At 58.5% G+C, this 19,651-nt stretch carries 14 protein-coding genes; 9 read left to right on the top strand and 5 right to left on the bottom strand.

Annotation, left to right across the window (positions count from 1 at the left end; all coding sequences use genetic code 11):
* Positions 1 to 215: 215 nt before the first annotated feature.
* Together pbpG and OXR61_RS04785 are read left to right on the top strand one after the other, a co-directional pair.
* Positions 216 to 1,154: a D-alanyl-D-alanine endopeptidase gene (gene pbpG / locus OXR61_RS04790; protein ID WP_021508474.1), complete on the top strand. Its 939-nt coding sequence runs from the start codon at positions 216 to 218 to the stop codon at positions 1,152 to 1,154.
* Between the two features lie 224 nt (positions 1,155 to 1,378).
* The gene (locus tag OXR61_RS04785) at positions 1,379 to 3,820 is read left to right on the top strand and encodes a DUF3772 domain-containing protein (protein ID WP_021508473.1); all 2,442 of its coding nucleotides are present in this window, start codon (positions 1,379 to 1,381) and stop codon (positions 3,818 to 3,820) included.
* Between the two features lie 102 nt (positions 3,821 to 3,922).
* Here the strand turns inward: OXR61_RS04785 and dld are convergent, their stop codons facing one another.
* Positions 3,923 to 5,632, bottom strand: coding sequence for a D-lactate dehydrogenase (gene dld / locus OXR61_RS04780; RefSeq protein WP_021508472.1), 1,710 nt, complete (start codon positions 5,630 to 5,632; stop codon positions 3,923 to 3,925).
* Positions 5,633 to 5,787: 155 nt separating this feature from the next.
* Here dld and bglX point away from each other — a divergent pair, with 155 nt between their 5' ends.
* Positions 5,788 to 8,085 (top strand): beta-glucosidase BglX, encoded by a 2,298-nt coding sequence (gene bglX / locus OXR61_RS04775; protein ID WP_031279874.1) that lies wholly within the window; start codon positions 5,788 to 5,790, stop codon positions 8,083 to 8,085.
* Positions 8,086 to 8,245: 160 nt separating this feature from the next.
* On the top strand, positions 8,246 to 9,127 hold the full coding sequence (locus tag OXR61_RS04770) for an oxygenase MpaB family protein (protein WP_021508470.1): 882 nt from the start codon (positions 8,246 to 8,248) through the stop codon (positions 9,125 to 9,127).
* On the opposite strand, the gene OXR61_RS04765 is transcribed toward OXR61_RS04770, so the two are convergent.
* Complete coding sequence (locus OXR61_RS04765) at positions 9,118 to 9,411, bottom strand: hypothetical protein (RefSeq protein WP_021508469.1); 294 nt, start codon at positions 9,409 to 9,411, stop codon at positions 9,118 to 9,120. The two genes, OXR61_RS04770 and OXR61_RS04765, sit on opposite strands and share 10 nt — an antisense overlap.
* 226 nt (positions 9,412 to 9,637) lie before the next feature.
* Here OXR61_RS04765 and OXR61_RS04760 point away from each other — a divergent pair, with 226 nt between their 5' ends.
* Complete coding sequence (locus OXR61_RS04760; protein WP_021508468.1) at positions 9,638 to 10,747, top strand: suppressor of fused domain protein; 1,110 nt, start codon at positions 9,638 to 9,640, stop codon at positions 10,745 to 10,747.
* A 51-nt stretch (positions 10,748 to 10,798) separates the two neighbouring features.
* Here the strand turns inward: OXR61_RS04760 and OXR61_RS04755 are convergent, their stop codons facing one another.
* On the bottom strand, positions 10,799 to 11,692 hold the full coding sequence (locus OXR61_RS04755; protein ID WP_021508467.1) for a LysR substrate-binding domain-containing protein: 894 nt from the start codon (positions 11,690 to 11,692) through the stop codon (positions 10,799 to 10,801).
* A gap of 100 nt (positions 11,693 to 11,792) precedes the next feature.
* Between OXR61_RS04755 and OXR61_RS04750 the strand changes: the two genes are divergently transcribed.
* Complete coding sequence (locus tag OXR61_RS04750) at positions 11,793 to 12,527, top strand: sulfite exporter TauE/SafE family protein (RefSeq protein WP_021508466.1); 735 nt, start codon at positions 11,793 to 11,795, stop codon at positions 12,525 to 12,527.
* Between the two features lie 158 nt (positions 12,528 to 12,685).
* Here the strand turns inward: OXR61_RS04750 and OXR61_RS04745 are convergent, their stop codons facing one another.
* Positions 12,686 to 13,570, bottom strand: coding sequence for a LysR family transcriptional regulator (locus OXR61_RS04745; protein WP_021508465.1), 885 nt, complete (start codon positions 13,568 to 13,570; stop codon positions 12,686 to 12,688).
* 144 nt (positions 13,571 to 13,714) lie between these two features.
* Between OXR61_RS04745 and OXR61_RS04740 the strand changes: the two genes are divergently transcribed.
* The 3 genes from OXR61_RS04740 (at position 13,715) to idi (ending at position 18,093) form a co-directional block, all read left to right on the top strand.
* The gene (locus OXR61_RS04740; RefSeq protein ID WP_021508464.1) at positions 13,715 to 15,112 is read left to right on the top strand and encodes an amidohydrolase family protein; all 1,398 of its coding nucleotides are present in this window, start codon (positions 13,715 to 13,717) and stop codon (positions 15,110 to 15,112) included.
* A gap of 358 nt (positions 15,113 to 15,470) precedes the next feature.
* Positions 15,471 to 17,366 carry a methyl-accepting chemotaxis protein gene (locus OXR61_RS04735; protein ID WP_031279873.1) on the top strand — a complete coding sequence of 632 codons (1,896 nt, stop codon included), beginning with the start codon at positions 15,471 to 15,473 and terminating at the stop codon, positions 17,364 to 17,366.
* Positions 17,367 to 17,559: 193 nt separating this feature from the next.
* Complete coding sequence (gene idi, locus OXR61_RS04730; protein ID WP_021508461.1) at positions 17,560 to 18,093, top strand: isopentenyl-diphosphate Delta-isomerase; 534 nt, start codon at positions 17,560 to 17,562, stop codon at positions 18,091 to 18,093.
* Between the two features lie 31 nt (positions 18,094 to 18,124).
* On the opposite strand, the gene OXR61_RS04725 is transcribed toward idi, so the two are convergent.
* Entirely contained in the window at positions 18,125 to 19,591 is a 1,467-nt protein-coding gene (locus OXR61_RS04725; protein WP_021508460.1) for an MFS transporter, read from the bottom strand.
* Positions 19,592 to 19,651: the final 60 nt, after the last annotated feature.

The raw sequence follows: 19,651 nt of genomic DNA, 5'->3' as shown, positions 1-19,651 counted from the left end.
AGGTCAGGTCGTCAGCCATGGCGACCTGACTGATCCCGCTGCGCCTGGCAGCGTCTGTCATGCCCGCCTTTTTTAACGCCCGGAAACAATCTCCCTAAGAAATTTCGCAGACGAGCGCGTATGATAGCGCAGCCAGCCCGCGTCGCATCAGGCCTGACGCCGGCGGCCTGTGTTTCGACACAGCGCAAACCTCCTCACCGGATTTTTTTGACACGATGTCTGTAAAAATGCGTATTTCTTTGCTGTCGCTGGCGCTGTTTGTCGCCGCGCCAGCTGCGATGACTCCGGCGCTCGCCGCCGCAGCAAAACTGTCCGATCTGGCGCCGATTGCCCAGCCGCAAATCGCCTCCGGCAGCGCGCTGATTGTCGATCTCGATAATAACAAAGTGCTGTTTTCCAGCCATCCGGACCGGGTGCGGCCTATCGCGTCGATCACCAAAGTGATGACCGCGATGGTGGTGCTGGATGCCCGACTGCCGATGGACGAAATGCTGTCGGTCGATATCAGCCAGACGCCCGAAATGCGCGGCGTATTCTCGCGCGTGAAGCTCAACAGTGAAATCAGCCGCCGCAACATGCTGCTGCTGGCGCTGATGTCCTCGGAAAACCGCGCGGCGGCCAGCCTGGCGCATCACTATCCCGGCGGTTACGACGCCTTTATCCGCGCCATGAACGCCAAAGCGCGCGCGCTCGGCATGACGCACACCCACTACGTAGAGCCGACCGGTTTGTCGCTGCATAACGTCTCCAGTGCGGAAGATCTGGTGAAGCTGCTCAGGGCCACGCGCCAGTATCCGCTGATTGGTCAGCTGAGCACCACCAAAGAGGAGACGGCGGTGTTTAAACACCCCAGCTACGCGCTGCCGTTCCGCAACACTAACCATCTGGTGTACAAAAATGACTGGCGCATTCAGCTGACCAAAACCGGTTACACCGACGAGGCCGGTCACTGCCTGATAATGCGTACCATGATTAATAACCGTCCAGTGGCGCTGGTGGTGCTGGATGCGTTTGGCAAATATACCCACTTTGCCGATGCCAACCGCCTGCGCGACTGGCTGGAAACCGGCAAGGCGGCGCCGGTGCCGGCGGCCGCGCTGGCGTACAAAAAGCAGAAAGCGTCGCAGCTTGCCAGCAGTGCGGACGTGGAGTAACGCAACCTGTTACTCAGCGTAGCGGCGCAAGGGAGTGCGCCGTGTATTGTGGTGGCGCGTGACTGACGGTCAACGGCGCTTAAATGAACAAAATTTCTTATCGTTAGCACCAATGTTTTACGCCACCATTCCTATAGTTTCCCTGAGGGCAAAGTCCTACACTGGCGACCATTCACGGTTAACCTTGCGTTTATAGGCTGTTATTGCGCTGGAATCTCACTCATATGTTCAAGTTTCGTTCTCTGTTTACCCCGTTCCTGCTGCTGCTGGTGTTATTCACGCCGGCGCTCAGCTATGCGGATGACAACGCCGCGCCCGCGCAGCAGGAAGAAGACGCGGCACCGAAGGTCAATCCGGCGGTTGAACTGCCGAAGATGCAGAAGATCCTCGACAAAATTAAGGGCCAGGTGTCTGGCGATACCAATGAAAACCAGCTCAACCAGCTCAATGAGATGGCGCTGGAGCTGTCAGGTAATGCGGAAACCCTCGGCCAGGCGCTGATTCCGCAGCGTCAGCAGCTGGATGCGCAGCTGGCGGTGCTCGGCCCGGCGCCGAAGGCGGACAGCGGCGTGAAAGAGACGCCGGAAGTGACGCGCAAACGCGCCGCGCTGGAGAATCAGAAGGGCAAGCTGGATGATCAGATCAAGCAGGCCGACGGCATCAAAAACGGGGCGCTGGTACTGTCCTCGCAGATCGTCAACCTGCGGCGCGATCAGCTAAAAAGCCAGCTGGCGCTCAACTCCGGCAGTATTTTAGGACCGCGCTTCTGGTCACCGCTGTTCAGCCGTCAGGACCTGGATGGCGAAAAAATTGGCGACTTTATCAGCGAGCTGCAGGATACCGCCGCGCTGTCTTGGGAGCCGGGCTGGCGCGTGGGCACGGTCGGCTGGCTGCTGGCGGCGCTGCTGGTGATGACGCTGGGCCGGCGTTACAGCGAAGAGTTTCTGGCGTGGGTCAGCATTCACAAACTGCCGGAAGGGCGGCTGCGCCGCAGCTTCCTCGCGGCGGCGATTGCGCTGACTACGCTGGCGGCCGTGGTGCTGACCTTTAACTTTCTCTCGCTGGCGTTTGTGCGCCGCGATGAAGTGTCCAGCGACGTGCAGGATTTTATCAGCCGTCTGGTGCAGCTCAGCGTTTACTGCGGACTGATCGCCGGTCTCGGCCGCGCATTTCTGTCAACGCGCCGCCCGAGCTGGCGTCTGCCGAGCATCTCCAGTGAAGTGGCGCTGGCGCTGAAGCCGTTCCCGCCGATTACCGCCGCGCTGGTGTTTATCTTCCAGACCGCCGAGTCGTTTAACTACACGGTCGGCACCAGCCTGAACACCACCATTTTTGCCAACGGCCTGACGGCGCTGCTGATTGGCTGCACCGGGCTGGCGATCAGCATGCGCACCAATCGCGTGCGTCGTCGCATGGCGCAGGCCGGCAATCCGCCGGAAGCGCGTCCCACAGTCGTCGGTCTGGTGCAGCTGGCGCTGACGGTCACCGCCGTGGCGATTCTGGTTTCGCTGATTGTCGGCTACGTCACGCTGGCGCGCTTCCTCAGCTATGAAGTGATTTGGTGCGGCATCCTGTTTGGCTCGTTCTACTTCCTCAGTCATCTGATCAACGACGGTTGTGAAAGCCTGTTCTCCACCAACAACGCGACCGGCAAGCGGTTGCAGACCTCGCTGAATATTGACGAGCGCTACCTGCAGCAGGCCGCAACGCTGCTCAGCGCCGTGGGTAAAACCCTGCTGGTGGCATTTGTCGCGCTGGCGCTGCTCAACGGCACGTTTGCCTCGTCCACGCCGATTGAGCTGATCCAGAAAGTCATTGAGTTCTGGGGTGGCAAAGGGCTGGAGTCGCTCAACATTGTGCCGGCGCACATGGTGAACGCCATTCTGTGTCTGGTGGTGGGTATCTACGTGCTGCGCTCGGTGCGGCGCTGGCTGGACAAAGAGTTCCTGCCGAAGACCACCATGGACATCGGCATGCGCGTGTCGCTGGTGACGCTGTTCAGCAATATCGGCTACGTGCTGATTATCCTGCTGACGCTGTCGATTATGGGGCTGCAGTGGAACAAGCTGGCGTGGATCGTCAGCGCCCTGTCGGTGGGTATCGGTTTCGGCTTACAGGAGATCGTGAAGAACTTTATCTCCGGTCTGATCCTGCTGACCGAACGTCCGGTGAAGGTCGGCGATCTGGTGAGCATCAGCGGCATCGAAGGGGATATACGCCGTATTAACGTGCGTGCGACTGAGATTCAGCTGGGCGATAAATCCACGGTGATCGTGCCGAACTCGCAGCTGATTTCGCAGAACGTGCGTAACGCCACCATGGGCAACGCGCAGGGCGTGGTGACGATTCAGCTGACCTTCCCGCTGGATATCGATCCGGTGCAGGTGCGCGAACTGTTGCTGGACGTGTATCGCGAAAACGAGCGTATTCTCGAAACGCCGGAGCCGTCGGTTTCGTTTAAAGATTTGACGCCGGCGGGTATTGTGCTGAGCGTGACCGGCAACGTCGCCAGCCAGCGCCAGATTTCCGGTGCGAAAAGCGATTTGCTGTTCGATATCCTGACGCGCCTGCGCAAAGAGGGCATCGTGCTGTCGACGCCACAGACCATGATCATCGAACGCCGCGCGCTGCCGGCGACGCAGAATGAAGGTGAAGCGTTGCCATAATGGCATGAGACCGTAGCGGCGCAATTCATTGCGCTAAGGTTTGCCTCTGATGCAGCAAACCCGCGCGATAAATCGCGCCGCTACGGGTCCGGCAGATCTGACTCAGGCTTTCACCGCCCAGCCTTTGTGCTTACTGGTTTTCCCGATGCCCGGGTTAAAGGTATTGGTCGGATCGAGCTGGCGGTAAAACGCCTGCAGCTGCGGTTTGGCCGCATACAGATGGCCAACGTTATGCTCTGCCGGATACTCCGCGCCGCGCGCCGCGAGGATCGCCAGCATCTTCTCCTTCAGCGCATGGGCATCTACGCCTTTCTTCACAATGTAATCCTGATGGAACACATGGCAGAAGAAGTGGCCGTAGTAAAGGCGATGAATCAGATCGTTATCAAACTCCGGCGGCAGGCGCTCAAACCACTCCTGATCGTTGCGGCGCAGCGCAATGTCCAGCGCCAGAATATCCTCCACTTCGTCAGCGTGCACCGCGTGATAGCGCACGGCGGCACCGGCTGCGGCAAAACGATGCAAAAAGGCGTGCGCGCCCTCTTTGGCGTCGCAGGCAAAGAACTCACCACCGCCTTCGCGGAAATACTCCTGCAGATACGCCTGCGCTTCGGCCACGCCGTCGCCAGACATCTTCAGCATCAGGTGGTGCTCGTATTTGTCACGATACTGCTTCAGGCGCTTCGGCAGGTGCGCCGGGAACCAGCGGCTGATGCGTTGCAGCAGGCGATCGGTCAGGTGCGGCTTAACGAAGCTCAGCTTGCTGAGCCAGGCATCCACCCGGCCTTTGAGGGTGAAAAACAGTGGCATCTTGTCGGTGCCGAGTTTATCAATCATCACAAAGGTGTCTTTGCCGTAGACCTCGGCGATGTCGAAAATATCGCGGTGCATGTACTCACCGGCGACCGGTAAATGGGTAAACTCCGCCAGTATGTGGCGACGCAGCTCGCCGAGCGTCGCCGGGTCGTTGGTGCCAATGTAAAACACCTGCTGCTTCGGCTCGGTGGGGAAGGTGTCGAGCCGCACGGCAAACACCGCCAGTTTGCCGGCGCAGCCTGACGCCTCAAACAGGCGCCGCTGGTCGGCGTTGAAACGCGCCGGCGTATCGGCATGAATGTCCCGCACCCGCTCGGCGTATTCGTGGTCGGACGCGTGGCGCGCATCCCAGCGTACATCATCCGGCTGCCAGCGCTCATCGTCCAGCCGGCCGAGAATCTCTTCCGGCGAATGACCGAGGTCAATGCCCAGATGGTTGACCAGCCGGAGCTTGCCGTCGGCGTCCACCTGTGCAAACAGCGCCATTTCGCTGTAGGCCGGGCCGCGTTTGATCAGCGAGCCGCCGGAGTTATTGCAGATGCCGCCCAGCACCGAGGCGCCGATGCACGAGGAGCCAATCACCGAGTGCGGCTCGCGCCCGAGCGGTTTAAGGGTTTTCTCCAGCTGATACAGCGTGCTGCCGGGGAAGGCGAGAATCTGCCTGCCGCCGTCGATCAGCTGCAGTTTGTCGAGACGCAGGGTACTGATGATCACCACCGGGCGATCGTAATCGTTGCCGTTGGGCGTTGAACCTTCGGTCAGGCCGGTATTGGCGGCCTGCATCAGCACGATGGCATCGGCCTGTACCAGCGCCTGCAGTACGCGCCATAGCTCCAGCAGCGAGCCGGGGAAAACCACCGCCAGCGCATCGCCCTCGCCGGAACGGAAACCCTTACGATAGCGCGCGGTTTGCTCTGCGTCGGTCAGCAGCTGTGACGCGCCGACCAGACGGCGCAGCTCGGACAGCAGGGCAGGGTGTGAGGTGTTGTTATTCATTAGCCTATCCTTGTCGTTAACGTGGCGTTTCTACTGTAGCACGCGTCGGCCACGGGGGCGCAGTGTGACAATGGCGGCTACCTGCTATCCTCATCTTGTGGCACACTGCCCCGGTTATTTCGATATTGCGCAGTTACTTAAGAGAACCTGACCTGATGAAATGGATTTACTCTGTTAGCCTCGCTGTTTCCCTTGCCGTGCAACCCGCGTTTGCGGACGACCTGTTCGGCCCCCATCCAATGACGGAACAGGCGCGCGACGCCTTTGTTAATCAGCTGCTGAGCAAAATGACGCTGGATGAAAAGATCGGGCAGATGCGCCTGATTAGCGTCGGTCCGGATACGCCAAAAGAGGCGATTCGCGACATGATTCAGCACGGCCAGGTCGGGGCGATTTTCAATACGGTAACGCGTCCGGATATCCGCGCCATGCAGGATCAGGTCATGCAGCTCAGCCGCCTGAAGGTGCCGCTGTTCTTTGCTTATGATGTGGTGCACGGCCAGCGCACTATTTTTCCGATTCCGCTTGGCCTCGCCGCCAGCTGGGATCTGCAAGCCGTTAGCGAAGTGGGACGCATCTCCGCCTATGAAGCGGCAGACGATGGCCTCAACATGACCTGGGCACCGATGGTGGATGTGTCACGCGAACCGCGCTGGGGCCGCGGCTCTGAAGGATTTGGCGAGGATACCTATCTCACCTCGCAGATGGGCAGTGCGATGGTCAAAGCCATGCAGGGCAAGAGCGCCGCCGACCGCTACGCCATCATGACCAGCGTTAAGCACTTTGCAGCTTACGGCGCAGTGGAAGGCGGTCGTGATTACAACACCGTCGACATGAGCCCGCAGCGCCTGTTCCAGGATTATCTGCCGCCGTATAAAGCTTCACTGGATGCCGGCAGCGGCGGCGTGATGGTGGCGCTCAACTCGCTGAACGGCACCCCGGCCACCGCCGACAGCTGGCTGCTGAAAGATATTCTGCGCAACGACTGGAAATTCAAAGGCATCACCATCAGCGATCACGGTGCCATCAAAGAGTTAATCAAACATGGCGTCGCCAGCGATCCGCAGGATGCCGTGCGCATTGCGCTGAAATCCGGCATCGACATGAGTATGAGCGACGAGTATTACAGCAAATACCTGCCGGGGCTGGTGAAAAGCGGCGCGGTGAGCATGGCGGAAATCGACGATGCGGCCCGTCACGTGCTCAACGTTAAATATGACATGGGCCTGTTCAACGATCCGTACAGCCATCTCGGACCGAAAGGCAGCGATCCGCAGGACACCAATGCGGAAAGCCGCCTGCACCGGGCGGAAGCGCGCGACGTGGCGCGCCGCAGTATGGTGCTGCTGAAAAACTGGCATGAAACCCTGCCGCTGAAGAAAGAGGCCACCGTGGCGCTGGTGGGACCGCTGGCCGATAGCCAGCGCGATATCATGGGCAGCTGGTCGGCTGCGGGCGTGGCGAAGCAATCTGTCTCGCTGCTGCAGGGCATGCGCAGCGCCATGGCCGGCAAAGGCACCGTGCTGTATGCCAAAGGGGCCAATATTTCCGATAACAAAGGTATCCAGAACTTCCTCAACCTGTATGAGCAGGCGGTCAGCGTCGATGCCCGTTCGCCGCAGCAGCTGATTGACGAAGCGGTCGCGCAGGCGAAAAAAGCGGACGTGGTAGTGGCGGCCGTGGGCGAGGCGCAGGGCATGGCGCATGAAGCGTCGAGCCGCAGCGACCTGGTGATCCCGCCGAGCCAGCAGAAGCTGCTGGCGGCCCTGAAAGCCACCGGGAAACCGCTGGTGATTGTGCTGATGAATGGCCGTCCGCTGGCGCTGGTAAATGAGGACCGCATGGCGGATGCGATGCTGGAGACCTGGTTCAGCGGTACCGAGGGCGGGAACGCCATCGCCGATGTGCTGTTCGGTGATTACAACCCATCGGGCAAACTGCCGGTGTCATTCCCGCGCTCGGTCGGACAGATTCCGATTTATTACAATCATTTGCCAACCGGCCGTCCGTACAATTTCGAGAAGCCGAACAAGTACACCTCGCACTACTACGACGCGGTCAACGGTCCGCTCTATCCGTTTGGTTACGGTTTGAGCTATACCCAGTTCAGCGTGTCGCCGGTGAAGATGTCTGCCCCGACCATGCCGCGTAACGGCACGGTGGAAGCCAGCGTGACGGTGACGAATACCGGCAAACGCGATGGTGCCACGGTGGTGCAGCTGTACCTGAACGATCCGGTTGCCAGTATCAGCCGTCCGGTGCAGGAGCTGCGAGGCTTCCAGCGCATTATGCTGAAGGCCGGCGAGTCGCAGACCGTGCGCTTTAAGATTGATGTCGATGCGCTGAAGTTCTGGAATCAGAAGATGCAGCACGTCGCCGAGCCGGGCAAATTCAACGTGATGATCGGTCTGGATTCAGTCAGAACCCAGGATGCGCAGTTCGATTATTTGTGAGTCTTAGGGTCAGCATAAATGCTGACCCTACAGGTTATGCTGTCGTAGCATTCCGGGGGCGGTATTCATGCCGACCAGATCAACCTGTACATGTTATGCTGACGTGACATTGTAGGGTCGGCATTCATGCCGACCAGCTTAACCAGCCTGACGCGTCAATATGATGAATCTCCGCCACCGCATCGAACAGCAGGTCTTTCGCCTTAACGGCCTGTCGCTCAACGAATTTGACATCTCTCAACCGCCGGGCGATCCCGGCCTGTTCGGTCCTGACCACATCATCTGGCAGGTGCACGGCGACTTTCCCGCGATGCTGTGCGGCGGCATCAGCGCGCTGATGCTACAGATGCTGCATCCGGCGGCGCTGGCGGGCGTGTGGGATCACTCCAGTTTCCGCCAGGACATGCTCGGCCGGCTGCGGCGCACCAGCCAGTTCATCGCGGTCACCACCTTCGGCAACACCGCCGATGCGCATACGCTGATTGAGCGGGTCAAACGCATCCATCTGCGCGTCACCGGCATCGATAACACCGGCAAACCCTATGCCGCCAGCGATCCGCATCTGCTTACCTGGGTGCACGTTGCAGAAACCAGCCGCTTCCTGGCCGCGCATCTGCGCTACAAAAATCCACAGCTCAGCCTCGCCGATCGCGATCGTTATTACGCCGAAGCGGCGCGGGTGGCGGAAGCGCTTGGTGCGCAGCAGGTGCCGAAAAGCGTAGAGGCGGTTGAGGCCTATTTACAGGCGATGCGGGCAGAGCTGGTTTACGATGCGCGCACTCACGAAGTGATGCAGCTGCTGCTTAATGCGCCAGCACCCAGCTGGCAGGCGAAACCGGCGATGCGCGTCATGCTGCGGGCTGGCTGTGGTCTGCTGCCCGACTGGGCGCAACAGCTGATGCAACAGCCGATCGGGCCAGTGGCGCAATGGCGGATTGATAAGCAGATCGCGTTGATTGCCGCCCTGTTGCGCTGGTCAATCCAGCGTGGCGCCTGGGCGCGTGCCATGCAGCGCATGGGGCGCGATCCGCGTTACAGGTGAAATTCATCCTGCTTGCTGGTGTAGCTGCGCGGCGTGCGCGCCTCGCGTTTCAGCAGGAGCTGGCGCTGCTGATAGTGATGCAGCAGCATGCCCAGGCCAACGCCCAGTAGCGCCAGCGGCACCAGCGTGTAGTAGATATCCAGCGGCAGCAGCACCAGCAGCGCGATGGCACCGACGTTCAGCGTCAGGGCTGCCATCACCCACGTATAGCGGACAAACAGCCACAGCAGCAGGGCGAGAATCACGATTTCGCGCAGATTGAGATCGAGGGTTTGCAGCACCATGACGACAGCTCCGCAACAGAAGAGTGCGCTGACAATAGCATGCGAAGCGGTAAAAGAATCGCAAAAAAATCTGAAGCTTCGCCGCCGCTGCCCCCACCATTCTTAAGCCGGGCTGAACGATGGCCTGGCGCACTTTGAGAGTTTTACCCTTGTGTCACATGGCGCGAGTGCCGATCCTGCTCTATTCTCGGGGAAAATGGATCCCTCCAGGCATTGTCGAGGCGTTATGACACACCAACCTCTGATTGCTGAGGTGCCGAATCAGCAACACACTTTAACCGCCATCGTCGAACAGGATGCGCGTACCGCCTATTTTTATATCTGGCCGAACGACCTGTTCCGCAGTCAGTACGCCGTGCGCGGCTGCTGGTTGCGCAATCTGCTGCCGGCACCGGCGCAGGAAGATCGCGAAGCGATGGAGCAGGGTATTGCGCCGCTGCTCAGCGCCAGCTATTGCCGCACGCTGGAAGCGGAGCCGATGCTCGATCCGGCCGGCCTGCAAATTCTGTGGGAGCCCAGCGACGACGGTGCCGCGCTGTGGTATTACGGCCAGCTGCTGGCGGTGATCCCTGGCTGGAGCCTGTATCAGGACAAGCAGGTCAGCTTCTCGGCGGGCTGCATCAAAGAGAACCGTCTCACCGCGCCGCTCGGTTCAGCCTCCACCAACGATTACTACGCGCGCGCCGAACAGCAGCGTCATTTCTGGCGTGACTGGCACGATGGCCAGCAGTGGGATCGCGTGCAGAGCGAGCTGCTGCAGCGTTACCAGGCGCAGTTTGGTGAGTCGGTAAAATATTACGCCATCGATCAGGGCAACTGGCCGCCGATGGCAATTTCGCAGCACTGGCATAACGGCGTGTGGTATTTCTTCACGCTCGGCATGAGTATCCGGCCGATGCCGCAGGTGGATTACCTGTTTGATGAGCTGGCACCGCAGTACCGGCGTGTAGAGCTGGCGATGGCGGTGGATGGCGAAGTGATGACCGAGGCCAACGCGGTACAGATGGCCAGCGCGCTGGCGGAGTTTGCTCATCTGCCATGGGCGCGGCTGACGTGGATTGGCGAAGGGCACACGCTGGCGTCGGAAGTTGCGCCGGTCGGCTTTGAAAGCTTCCTGCTGGCCAACGGGCTGGCGGGCGAAAACGCGCAACTGCGGCTGCCGAAGCGCGACGGCGATCGGCCCAATCTGCTGTGGGCGACGCCGATCACCGAAGCCGAGCGGCTGTTTGCCCAGGCGGACGATCGCGGCGGCCAGCAGCTGCTGCAGCGTTTGCTGGCGCAGGGCAGCGATCATGTGTTCCGTCCGCGCCAGGAAGTGGTGGAGTCCGCACCGTAGTGCCTGCCGAAAAAGCCCCGACATACCCCTCTGGCAGCGACCAGGCGGGTATTAAGCGGATGCTTCCCGTTCCAGCCATGCGACAAAGCGGTTTAGCGAGGATGATTTGTCCACGTCAGGCGGAATTAACGCCACGTAGCGGCTTCCCTTCGCCTCAACAGCTAACGGGGTGACAAGCCGGTTGCCCTGCAGGTCATGTCCCAGCATTTGTATTCCACCGATACCCACACCGACGCCATCAATAATCGCCTGCAGGCTAATATAATTGTGTTCGAATCGCTGAAAACGTTCCGGACGCACCTCGCCGACGCCAGCCTGCTTCATCCACCGTTCCCACTCGCCTGACCGCGTACTGGATAACACGACAACGTGGGACGCCAGGTCTGCAGGGGTGTTCAGTGCTATTGTGGCTAACAGTTTCGGCGCGGCAATCAGGGTGAGCTTTTCCTCAAATAACGCTTTCTTCTCAAAGTAACGCCATTCAGGTTTGTTCAGCGCATCCCGGCGAATCAATACGTCAAAGCCAGATAGCCCTTTCACCTCCGAACTGTTTGAGGTGGATACCGAGATTTCAATGTCGGGATATTGGCTGTGGAATGCCGGCAGGCGCGGGATCAACCAGTGCATCGCAAAGGTGGTTTGCGCATTGACGCGTATCGTGCGGGTGTTGGGTGTTTTGCCAAAGCGCACCGCAGCATCGCTGATGATGTCAAAAGCGGTGCTGATCTCTGCGGCAAAAGCCCGGGCATGTTCCGCCGCCACGCTGCGTTGTCCCTGGCGTTCAAATAACGGTTGCCCCAGCCACTCTTCAAGCAATTTGATCTGGCGGCTAACGGCACCGTGAGTCATCCCTAATTCCTCAGCCGCGTCACTCAGGCTGTTGGCGTGCGCGGCCGTTTCGAACAGCCGCAATGCATTCAACGGCGGCAGGTTACGTTTTTTCATCTGTGACTTTTAGTATCAGTGGTGGGCAATATTTATCGATATTATGATCGAGTCGCCCTCATTAAGATGCGTGCTTTGCCGTTGAAAATGAGGAAAGTCAGTGGGTGATTATCTCTTTGTGACGCTGATCGCGATCCTGTCCGGGGCGCTGAGTGGCATCATCGGCACCGGTTCTTCGTTACTGCTGCTGCCGCTGATGGTCAGCAATTTCGGCCCCAGAGTGGCGATGCCAGTCATGGCTATCGCCGCAATCCTGGGAAATCTCTCGCGCATCGCGGTCTGGTGGCGTGAAATCGACTGGCGCGCCACTCTGGCCTATAGCCTTCCTGGCGTGCCAGCTGCGTCGTTAGGCGCGCATGTGCTGCTCTCTTTACCTGCCTGGATCATTGATGGCGCGCTGGGTCTGTTTTTCTGGGTGATGATTTTGGTCAGACGCAACCTGAAAAACAGTCACTGGACGCTCTCGATAAAGCAGTTAGGGCTTTGTGGTGGCGTGGTGGGTTTTCTGACCGGACTGGTTCTCTCCACCGGACCGGTGAGCGTACTGATTTTTACCGCCTATGGATTGAGTCGTGGCGCATTTATTGGCACGGAAGCATCGAGTGCCTTGCTGTTATATTTCAGCAAGGTCAGTACGTTCGCCTTCCAGCAGGCGCTCTCAATGCAGGTTGTGCTCACAGGTGTGTTAGTGGGCAGTGGCATTATGCTGGGCACCCTGAGCACGAAGGTGATAGTCCAGAGACTGTCAGTCACACAATTTGCCGTGCTGATAGACGCCATTCTGTTTATTTCCGGCGCGGGATTAATCGTTAATGCCTGGTCAGGAGCACCATGAAATTAATCTTTATCACCCTTGAAATAATTTAAGCGTAGCGGGTCAGCCCAATCTGCATCTCAACGTTGCGTCATCGCTCAGCTAAGCAATAGATACTGCTCGCACCATGCTGTGGTGCGTCAGTAATGCAAGGCCGAAATGTGCGTGAGACAGACCTGTCAGATGATTTCCTCTATCCAATCTGCAAATGCGCGTACGGCAGGGGAAAGGAAGCGCTGATGGGGATAAAGCAGGCTGACCGGCACTGAGGGTGGCTGCCAGTCGGTAAGTACTTCAACCAGCGTTCCTTTCTGCAGGTGCTCAGAAACAATATTTCCGGCAAGCTGGGCCAGCCCAAAACCTTCAAGACACATTTTAATGTAGAGTCCTGTTTCGTTTACAGCACCCTGGCCGCTGACAGCCACGGAAAGCGGCTCTGAATTCTGTACGAAACGCAATTCGCCATTACGCCGGGACTGGTCTGAAAAATAGTGGACTGCCCGATGCCGGGATAAATCTTCAGGTGACTGCGGTATGCCATATTCGCTGAGATATTTCGGTGAAGCACATGTCACCCAGCGAAACCGGCCCAGTGGACGTGCAACTAGCGTGGAATTTAGCAATTCTCCTGTTCTTATTACACAATCCACGCCTTCCTGAACGAGATCTATCTGACGATCGCTCACCCCAATCATCAGATAAATATCCGGATAACGGCGGTAAAAATCTTTCAGATTTGACATGACAATGAAATGGGCAATGCCACCTGGCATATCCACACGCAGCCGCCCCTGCGGCCGTTTACTGGAATCCGTCAGACTGGATTCCGTATGCTCGATTAACGACAGTATTTCGCGGCACTGCGCAAGATACTGGAGACCCTCAGCAGTGAGATTTACCCGCCTTGTCGTACGGTTAAACAGCCGTACCTGCAGGTATTTTTCAAGACCCTTAATCGAACTGGTGACCGTTGAGGGCGGCAGGGACAATGTCTCGGCAGCACGAACAAAACTTCCGGCTTCAGCCACCCTTATAAAGATTTGCATTGCCTGAAGTCGATCCATTCACCTGCTCCCACACCTCTGATTTCTGCCCCTATTAAATATCATTGTTCGCAAATTTTGAATTATGAAAGCGCGTTTAGCATCTTTTTCACTGTAATTGTGTGACCTATCGTCTTCCTGTCAACACGAAACGAGGCGATTTAAATGAGCGATTACAGAAGAGATATTGTTAATAACCAGACCGTAAACCCGCCGATGACGCTCATCAGTGGCGCCACTATACTGAGCATGGATGATAACGTCGGTAATCTTGAACGCGGTGATATTCTTGTCACCGGCTCAACCATCAGCGCCGTAGGTCAAAATCTGGATGCTCATGGGGCACGTGTAATTGATGCTACGAACATGATTGCCATGCCGGGGATGGTCGATTCGCACCGTCACTCATGGGAGGGGCAGCTGCGCCGCATCAATCCAAATGCCACCTGTCTGGACGACTACAGCAACGCCACGCACTTCTCGTTTGCCAGGTACTATCGGCCAGCCGATATGTATATCGGTAACCTCCTGACCGCACTGAGTGCTATCGACGCCGGCATCACAACAATCATTGATAATTCCCACAACAGCCGTACTGCTGCACATTCTGACGCTGCCGTAGAGGCTCTGCTTGATGCCGGCATACGTGCCATCCACGCTTCAGGTGCGCCGGTAGCAGGCGAATGGAATAGAGCGCACTGGCCGGGTAACTGGCAGCGTCTGCAGAAAAAATATTTCGAAAATAATCCTGAAAGCCTCGTTTCTTTGGGTGTCATGGCTCAACTGGAGCCTGATCTATGGGCTGAAGCACGCCGGCTGGGACTGCCCATCGTCACTGAATTTTTCGGTGCTGAGATGGCTTCTGAACTTGAGTCATTGCATAAGCAGGGCCTGCTGGGTCCGGACAATATATTCAATCACTGCACGGCACTGCCAGATCAGGGATGGGAAATTCTGCGCGAAGCCGGTGTCCGTGTGAATGTCTGCCCGCGCTCAGATTCGCATTATGGTATTGAGAACGGAATGTTTGCCATTGAGGCCGCACGGCGTCATGGCATCCATCCTGGCCTTAGCGTGGACAACGAAACGTCATACAGCACCGACATGTTTATGGAAATGCGCGTGGCGTTTTATCTGCAGCGTGTAATGGGCATGCATAAGCAGCATTGCTGTGATTCAGAGCATTCGCTGACAACGCTTCCGGCAGAGCAGCTTCTTAAATCTGCAACCATTGATGGTGCTGCCTGTGCGGGAATGCAGGATAAGGTGGGCAGCCTGACTCCTGGTAAACAGGCCGACCTGCTGCTGATTAATGCTACAGATCTCAACCTTTATCCTGATGGAAATGCTTTTGGTACGGTGGTGCATGCAACCGAACGCAGTAACATCGACACTGTTTTGATCGGCGGACGCATCGTCAAACAGAACGGTAAAATTTCGGGTGTTGACAGCGAGCGCCTCCGCGCAGCCATTGATGAATCGCGTACGCACCTGTTTGCCGCTGCGGGTTATGAGCCAGATATTTTTGCGGAAAACTTTATGCCGCTGGTGCAGGCAAACTAACAGAGACGAACAGCACGAGCTTAGTTTATTACGTAATAGCTTTGCTACAGGTCTGCCATTACCCTGCAGACTACGCTGAACATTTAGCTTGTAAAAAGGCCTGGCGGCGACCCGCTCACCGCCGGTTTTTTCTTCACGACCAGGGCCTTCAGCCTCAGTATTTACGTGCTGACTGTCACCGAAGTTAACACCAGAGCGGTCAGAAAGGGGGCAGGGTAAGGCCGGTGACAATAAGCGCTCTTATGGTCACGCTATTCAATCAGTTAACCATTTTGTGATCTTGCGCACCTCAAGTTCCTCTGTAACAAGCCGTTAACCTCGATCAGGCAACTCGCCACACCAGGGTAAGGGCACACCGATGTTAAAAACCACACAATCCCGTTTTACCGCGACTTTAGTCGCATTCTTCGTTGTTCTTATGCTGGTCACCGTCCTGGTGATCAACCAGTTCATCGCGCCGCAGCTTAGCCAGAACGAAAGCCGGCTGGTGCGCTATGAGGTGGATGGTCTCGCCGGACGTATCGTCGAGCAGATGAACCGCGTGCAGGCGCAGCAGCGTGCCATTACCGAAGCGGCGGGCGTGATGGACAGCGCCGCCATTGATACGCTGCTGCCGGCGCTGGTTAACCAGTATCAGGACAGCAACGTGTTCGGCGGCGGTATCTGGCCGTTACCTAACCGGCGCGATCCGGCGAAAGAGAAAGACAGCTCGTTCTTTGCGCGTAACGCCAGCAACCAGCTGCAGGTCAACACCTACTGGAACTCCGATGCTGCCGACAAATACTGGGAGCAGCCGTGGTACAAAGATGGCATGGCCGCAGAAAAAGGCCAGTGCGCGTGGGCGAAGGCTTATCAGGATGCCGCCAGCCCGCAGCCGCGCACCAACTGCGCCATGGCGATTTACCGTAACGGCACTGTGTGGGGCGTCTCAACCATTGACGTCACGCTCGGCTTTTTCAACCAGCTGGCGCAGCAGATGGGTGAGGCGATTCATGGCCGCGTACTGATTGTCGAAGCGGACGGCAAAGTGGTCGGTAATGCCGCGCTGCTGGAGGGGACGCCGAAGCTGGAAAATCTGGCTGATACCCAGCTGCCAATGGCGGCGGCGCTGAAAGGGCTGCTGGCACAGGCCGGTTCTCAGCCGTCGCAAACCACCTTCAGCGGAGAAGATGGTGAGCACACGCTGTTCCTGCAGGCCATTCCCGGCAGCCCATGGTATCTGGCCAGCGACGTGCCGTCCGCGCTGCTGGATGCGCAGACGCACAGCATGCTGACCCGTCTCGGCCTGGTCCAGATCCCGCTGGCGATTCTGCTGCTGCTGGTGCTGCTTGGCTTTGTCCGCGCGATGATGAAACGCCTGAATCTGCTGCATCAAAACATCGAAGCGCTGTCGACTGGTGGTGCGGATCTGACGCAGCGTCTGCCAGCCAGCAATAGCCCGGAATTCAACGCCGTGGCGCAAAGCTTCAACCAGTTCATCGCCCATTTGCAGGTGCTGATGCGCCAGGTGGGCGACAGCGCACTGGCGATTACCGCGGCTTCACGTGAAATCGCCAGCGGCAACGCCGATCTCTCGGCGCGGACGGAATCGCAGGCGAGTTCCATTGTGCAAACCGCCGCGTCGATGGAAGAGCTGACCGGCACGGTGCGTCAGAACGCCGACAACGCCACGCACGCTAACCAGCTGGCAGATGGCGCGTCCCAGGTGGCGGCGCGCGGCAGTGAAGTGGTGCGTCAGGTGGTCAGCACCATGGGTGAAATCCATCACTCCTCGCGTAAGGTGGTGGATATCATCAGCGTCATCGACAGCATCGCCTTCCAGACCAACATTCTGGCGCTCAACGCGGCGGTAGAAGCGGCGCGCGCCGGTGAACAGGGGCGCGGGTTTGCCGTGGTGGCTTCGGAGGTACGCAATCTGGCGCAGCGTTCCGCTAACTCCGCGCGCGAAATCAAGAAGCTGATTGAAGAGTCGGTGGCCAATATCGACACCGGCAGCCAGCTGGTGGAGCAGGCCGGACAAACCATGGACGAGCTGATGCAGGGCGTCAGCAGCGTTACAACGCTGATGAGCGAAATCATGTCCGCCAGCCGCGAGCAGAGCATGGGGATCGAACAGGTGAACGTGGCGATTACCCAGCTCGACGGCAGCACCCAGCAGAATGCGGCGCTGGTGGAGCAGGTCTCGGCAGCGGCGCGCGCCATGGAAGAGCAGAGCGTGCAGCTTGAGCAGGTGGTGCACGGCTTCAAACTGTAATTCATCCCGTCAGAGAGCACAGCGGCGCGTTTTTTGCGCCGCTGTCACGCTTTTCCCCGCCTTTTTCTGCTGAATTATCTGCTGGCTGCTAAGCTTACTGCTTATCGCGCCAGCGCACGGAATGTGCGCGATTTTCTCCGCTGCCGCTTCCGCTATTGTGTACAATAGTGGGGATTTTTCCGAAGGAGTTGTCATGCCCGCCATTGAAGTTATCCTCGTTGACCACCTCGATCGTCCCACCGGCAAGATGGAAAAGCTGGAAGTGCATGAGAAAGGATTGCTGCATCGTGCGGTAACGGTTTACGTGTTCAATTCGCGCCATGAACTGTTGCTGCAGCGCCGGGCGCAAAGCAAGTATCACTGCGGCGGTTTGTGGAGCAATACCTGCTGCAGCCATCCCTACCCGCAGGAGCCGACGCGCGATGCGGCTGAGCGCCGCCTGCGTGAAGAGATGGGACTGGATCTGGCGTTAACGCCGGTTTTTGAACTGAGCTATAACCTGCCGCTCAGCAACGGCCTGATCGAACATGAGTACGGTCACGTGTTTTTCGCCATCAGTGACGAAGTGCCGGTGCTCAACCTTGATGAGGCTGACGACTGGTGTTACCGCTCAGTCGACCAGATTCAGCAGGAGATGCGCGACAATCCGGCAAAATTCACGCCGTGGTTCCTGCACACTTTTCCGCGCATCCCCAACACGCTGGGCGATTTCCGCCTCACCGCCTGAGCCAACGCCTCATCGCTGAGGCGTTATCCGCTTACTGAAAATCTTCCGCATCGACGTCATAGCCTGACGGTTCCCAGCGAATCGCCAGCAGCGCCAGTAATCCGGCCAGCGGTGCGAGCAGGATCACCCAGAACACGCCAGTGCCGAACGCCGCGACCAGCAGCGGAAACACAAACAGGGATACCGTCGAACTGGCGCGCATCAGCGTCTGGTTAAAGCCGACGCCCACGCCACGCAGCGAAGCCGGATAGCTCAGCGAGGCAAAGGTCATGGTGTGCGAACCCGGACCAAACCCCTGACCGAACAGGAACAGCGCCAGCATGGCAATCGCCAGGGCCGCTTCCTCGCCGCCGGCCGGGCGACCAATCAGCGCCAGACCCAGCAGCGCCGCACACTGGCAGGCGTAACCGGCCACCGACATCTTCCACGCGCCCAGCCGTGGCACCAGCCGCACCGCCAGCAGGCCGCCAACAAACGCAAATAGCAGGTTAAGCGCCAGCGAGACCAGAATGGTGGTCAGCATCGACTGCGCGAGGAAACTGGAGATGATCACCGGCAGGCCAAAGGCCACGGCGTTATAGGCGAACGACGATGCAATCGAGGTTATCGTTGCCAGCAGCGTACGGCGGCGGTAAACGCCCTGCAGCAGCGCGCCGTAGTTGCGCCAGCTGGCTTTACGTACTGGCTGTGCGGCAGTGAGCTCGGCATCCTGCGCGACCTCCGCGTTGATGTTATACGACCGCCGCAGGATTGCCGCTGCACCCTGCAGGTTGCCCTGATTTGCCGCCCAGATCGGTGATTCGCTCATGTAACGACTGCGGATGGCGATGATCAACAGCGCCGGTACCGCGCCAAAGCCGAGGATCAGCCGCCACAGCCAGTCAGTATGGCTCTCTGGCAGCACCGCATACAGCAGCAGCACCAGCAGATAGGAGATGCTGATCGCCGCGTACCAGGTGGGACACCACATCGCGACGCTGGCGGCCTTATTGCCCTGACCGCGCAGTCGGGAAAACTCCGCCAGAAACGCCATCGCCACCGGCAGATCGATGCCGACGCCGAGCCCCATCACAAAGCGCGCCGCCGCCAGCACGTACTCGTTCGGCGCAAAGGCACAGGCCAGTGCCGCCACCACGAAGAAGAACATATCGGCCATGAAGACCCGATAGCGGCCAATTTTATCGGTGAGATAGCCACCGATCAGCGCGCCAACAATCGCGCCAAAGGTGATAGCCGACGCCACCATGCCGGTGCCGGCGGGCGTCAGATTGAATTCGCGCGTGACATCTTTAATACCGAAGGCCAGCGCACCAAGGTCGTAGGCATCGAGAAAAACCCCGCCCAGCGCAATGGCGATGACGATGCGCGCATTGCTGCGCGAGGCGTTACTGTTGTTGACCAGCCGCGTCACGTCGGCCGCGCTGCGAATCCACTGCGTCTCGCCCTGCGGCGTATTCCCTGCCAGCGCCACGTGCGCCGAAGAAGTTAAGTCAGACATGATGTTGTGTGATTTATTGTAATGATTGGGGCTATGAGCATAAGCCGCGCCACGGATGTG

Source organism: Pantoea sp. GM_Pan_4 (genome assembly GCF_026541005.1).
Taxonomy (GTDB): Bacteria; Pseudomonadota; Gammaproteobacteria; order Enterobacterales; family Enterobacteriaceae; genus Pantoea; species Pantoea dispersa.
This window is presented reverse-complemented; position numbering and strand designations above follow the sequence as displayed.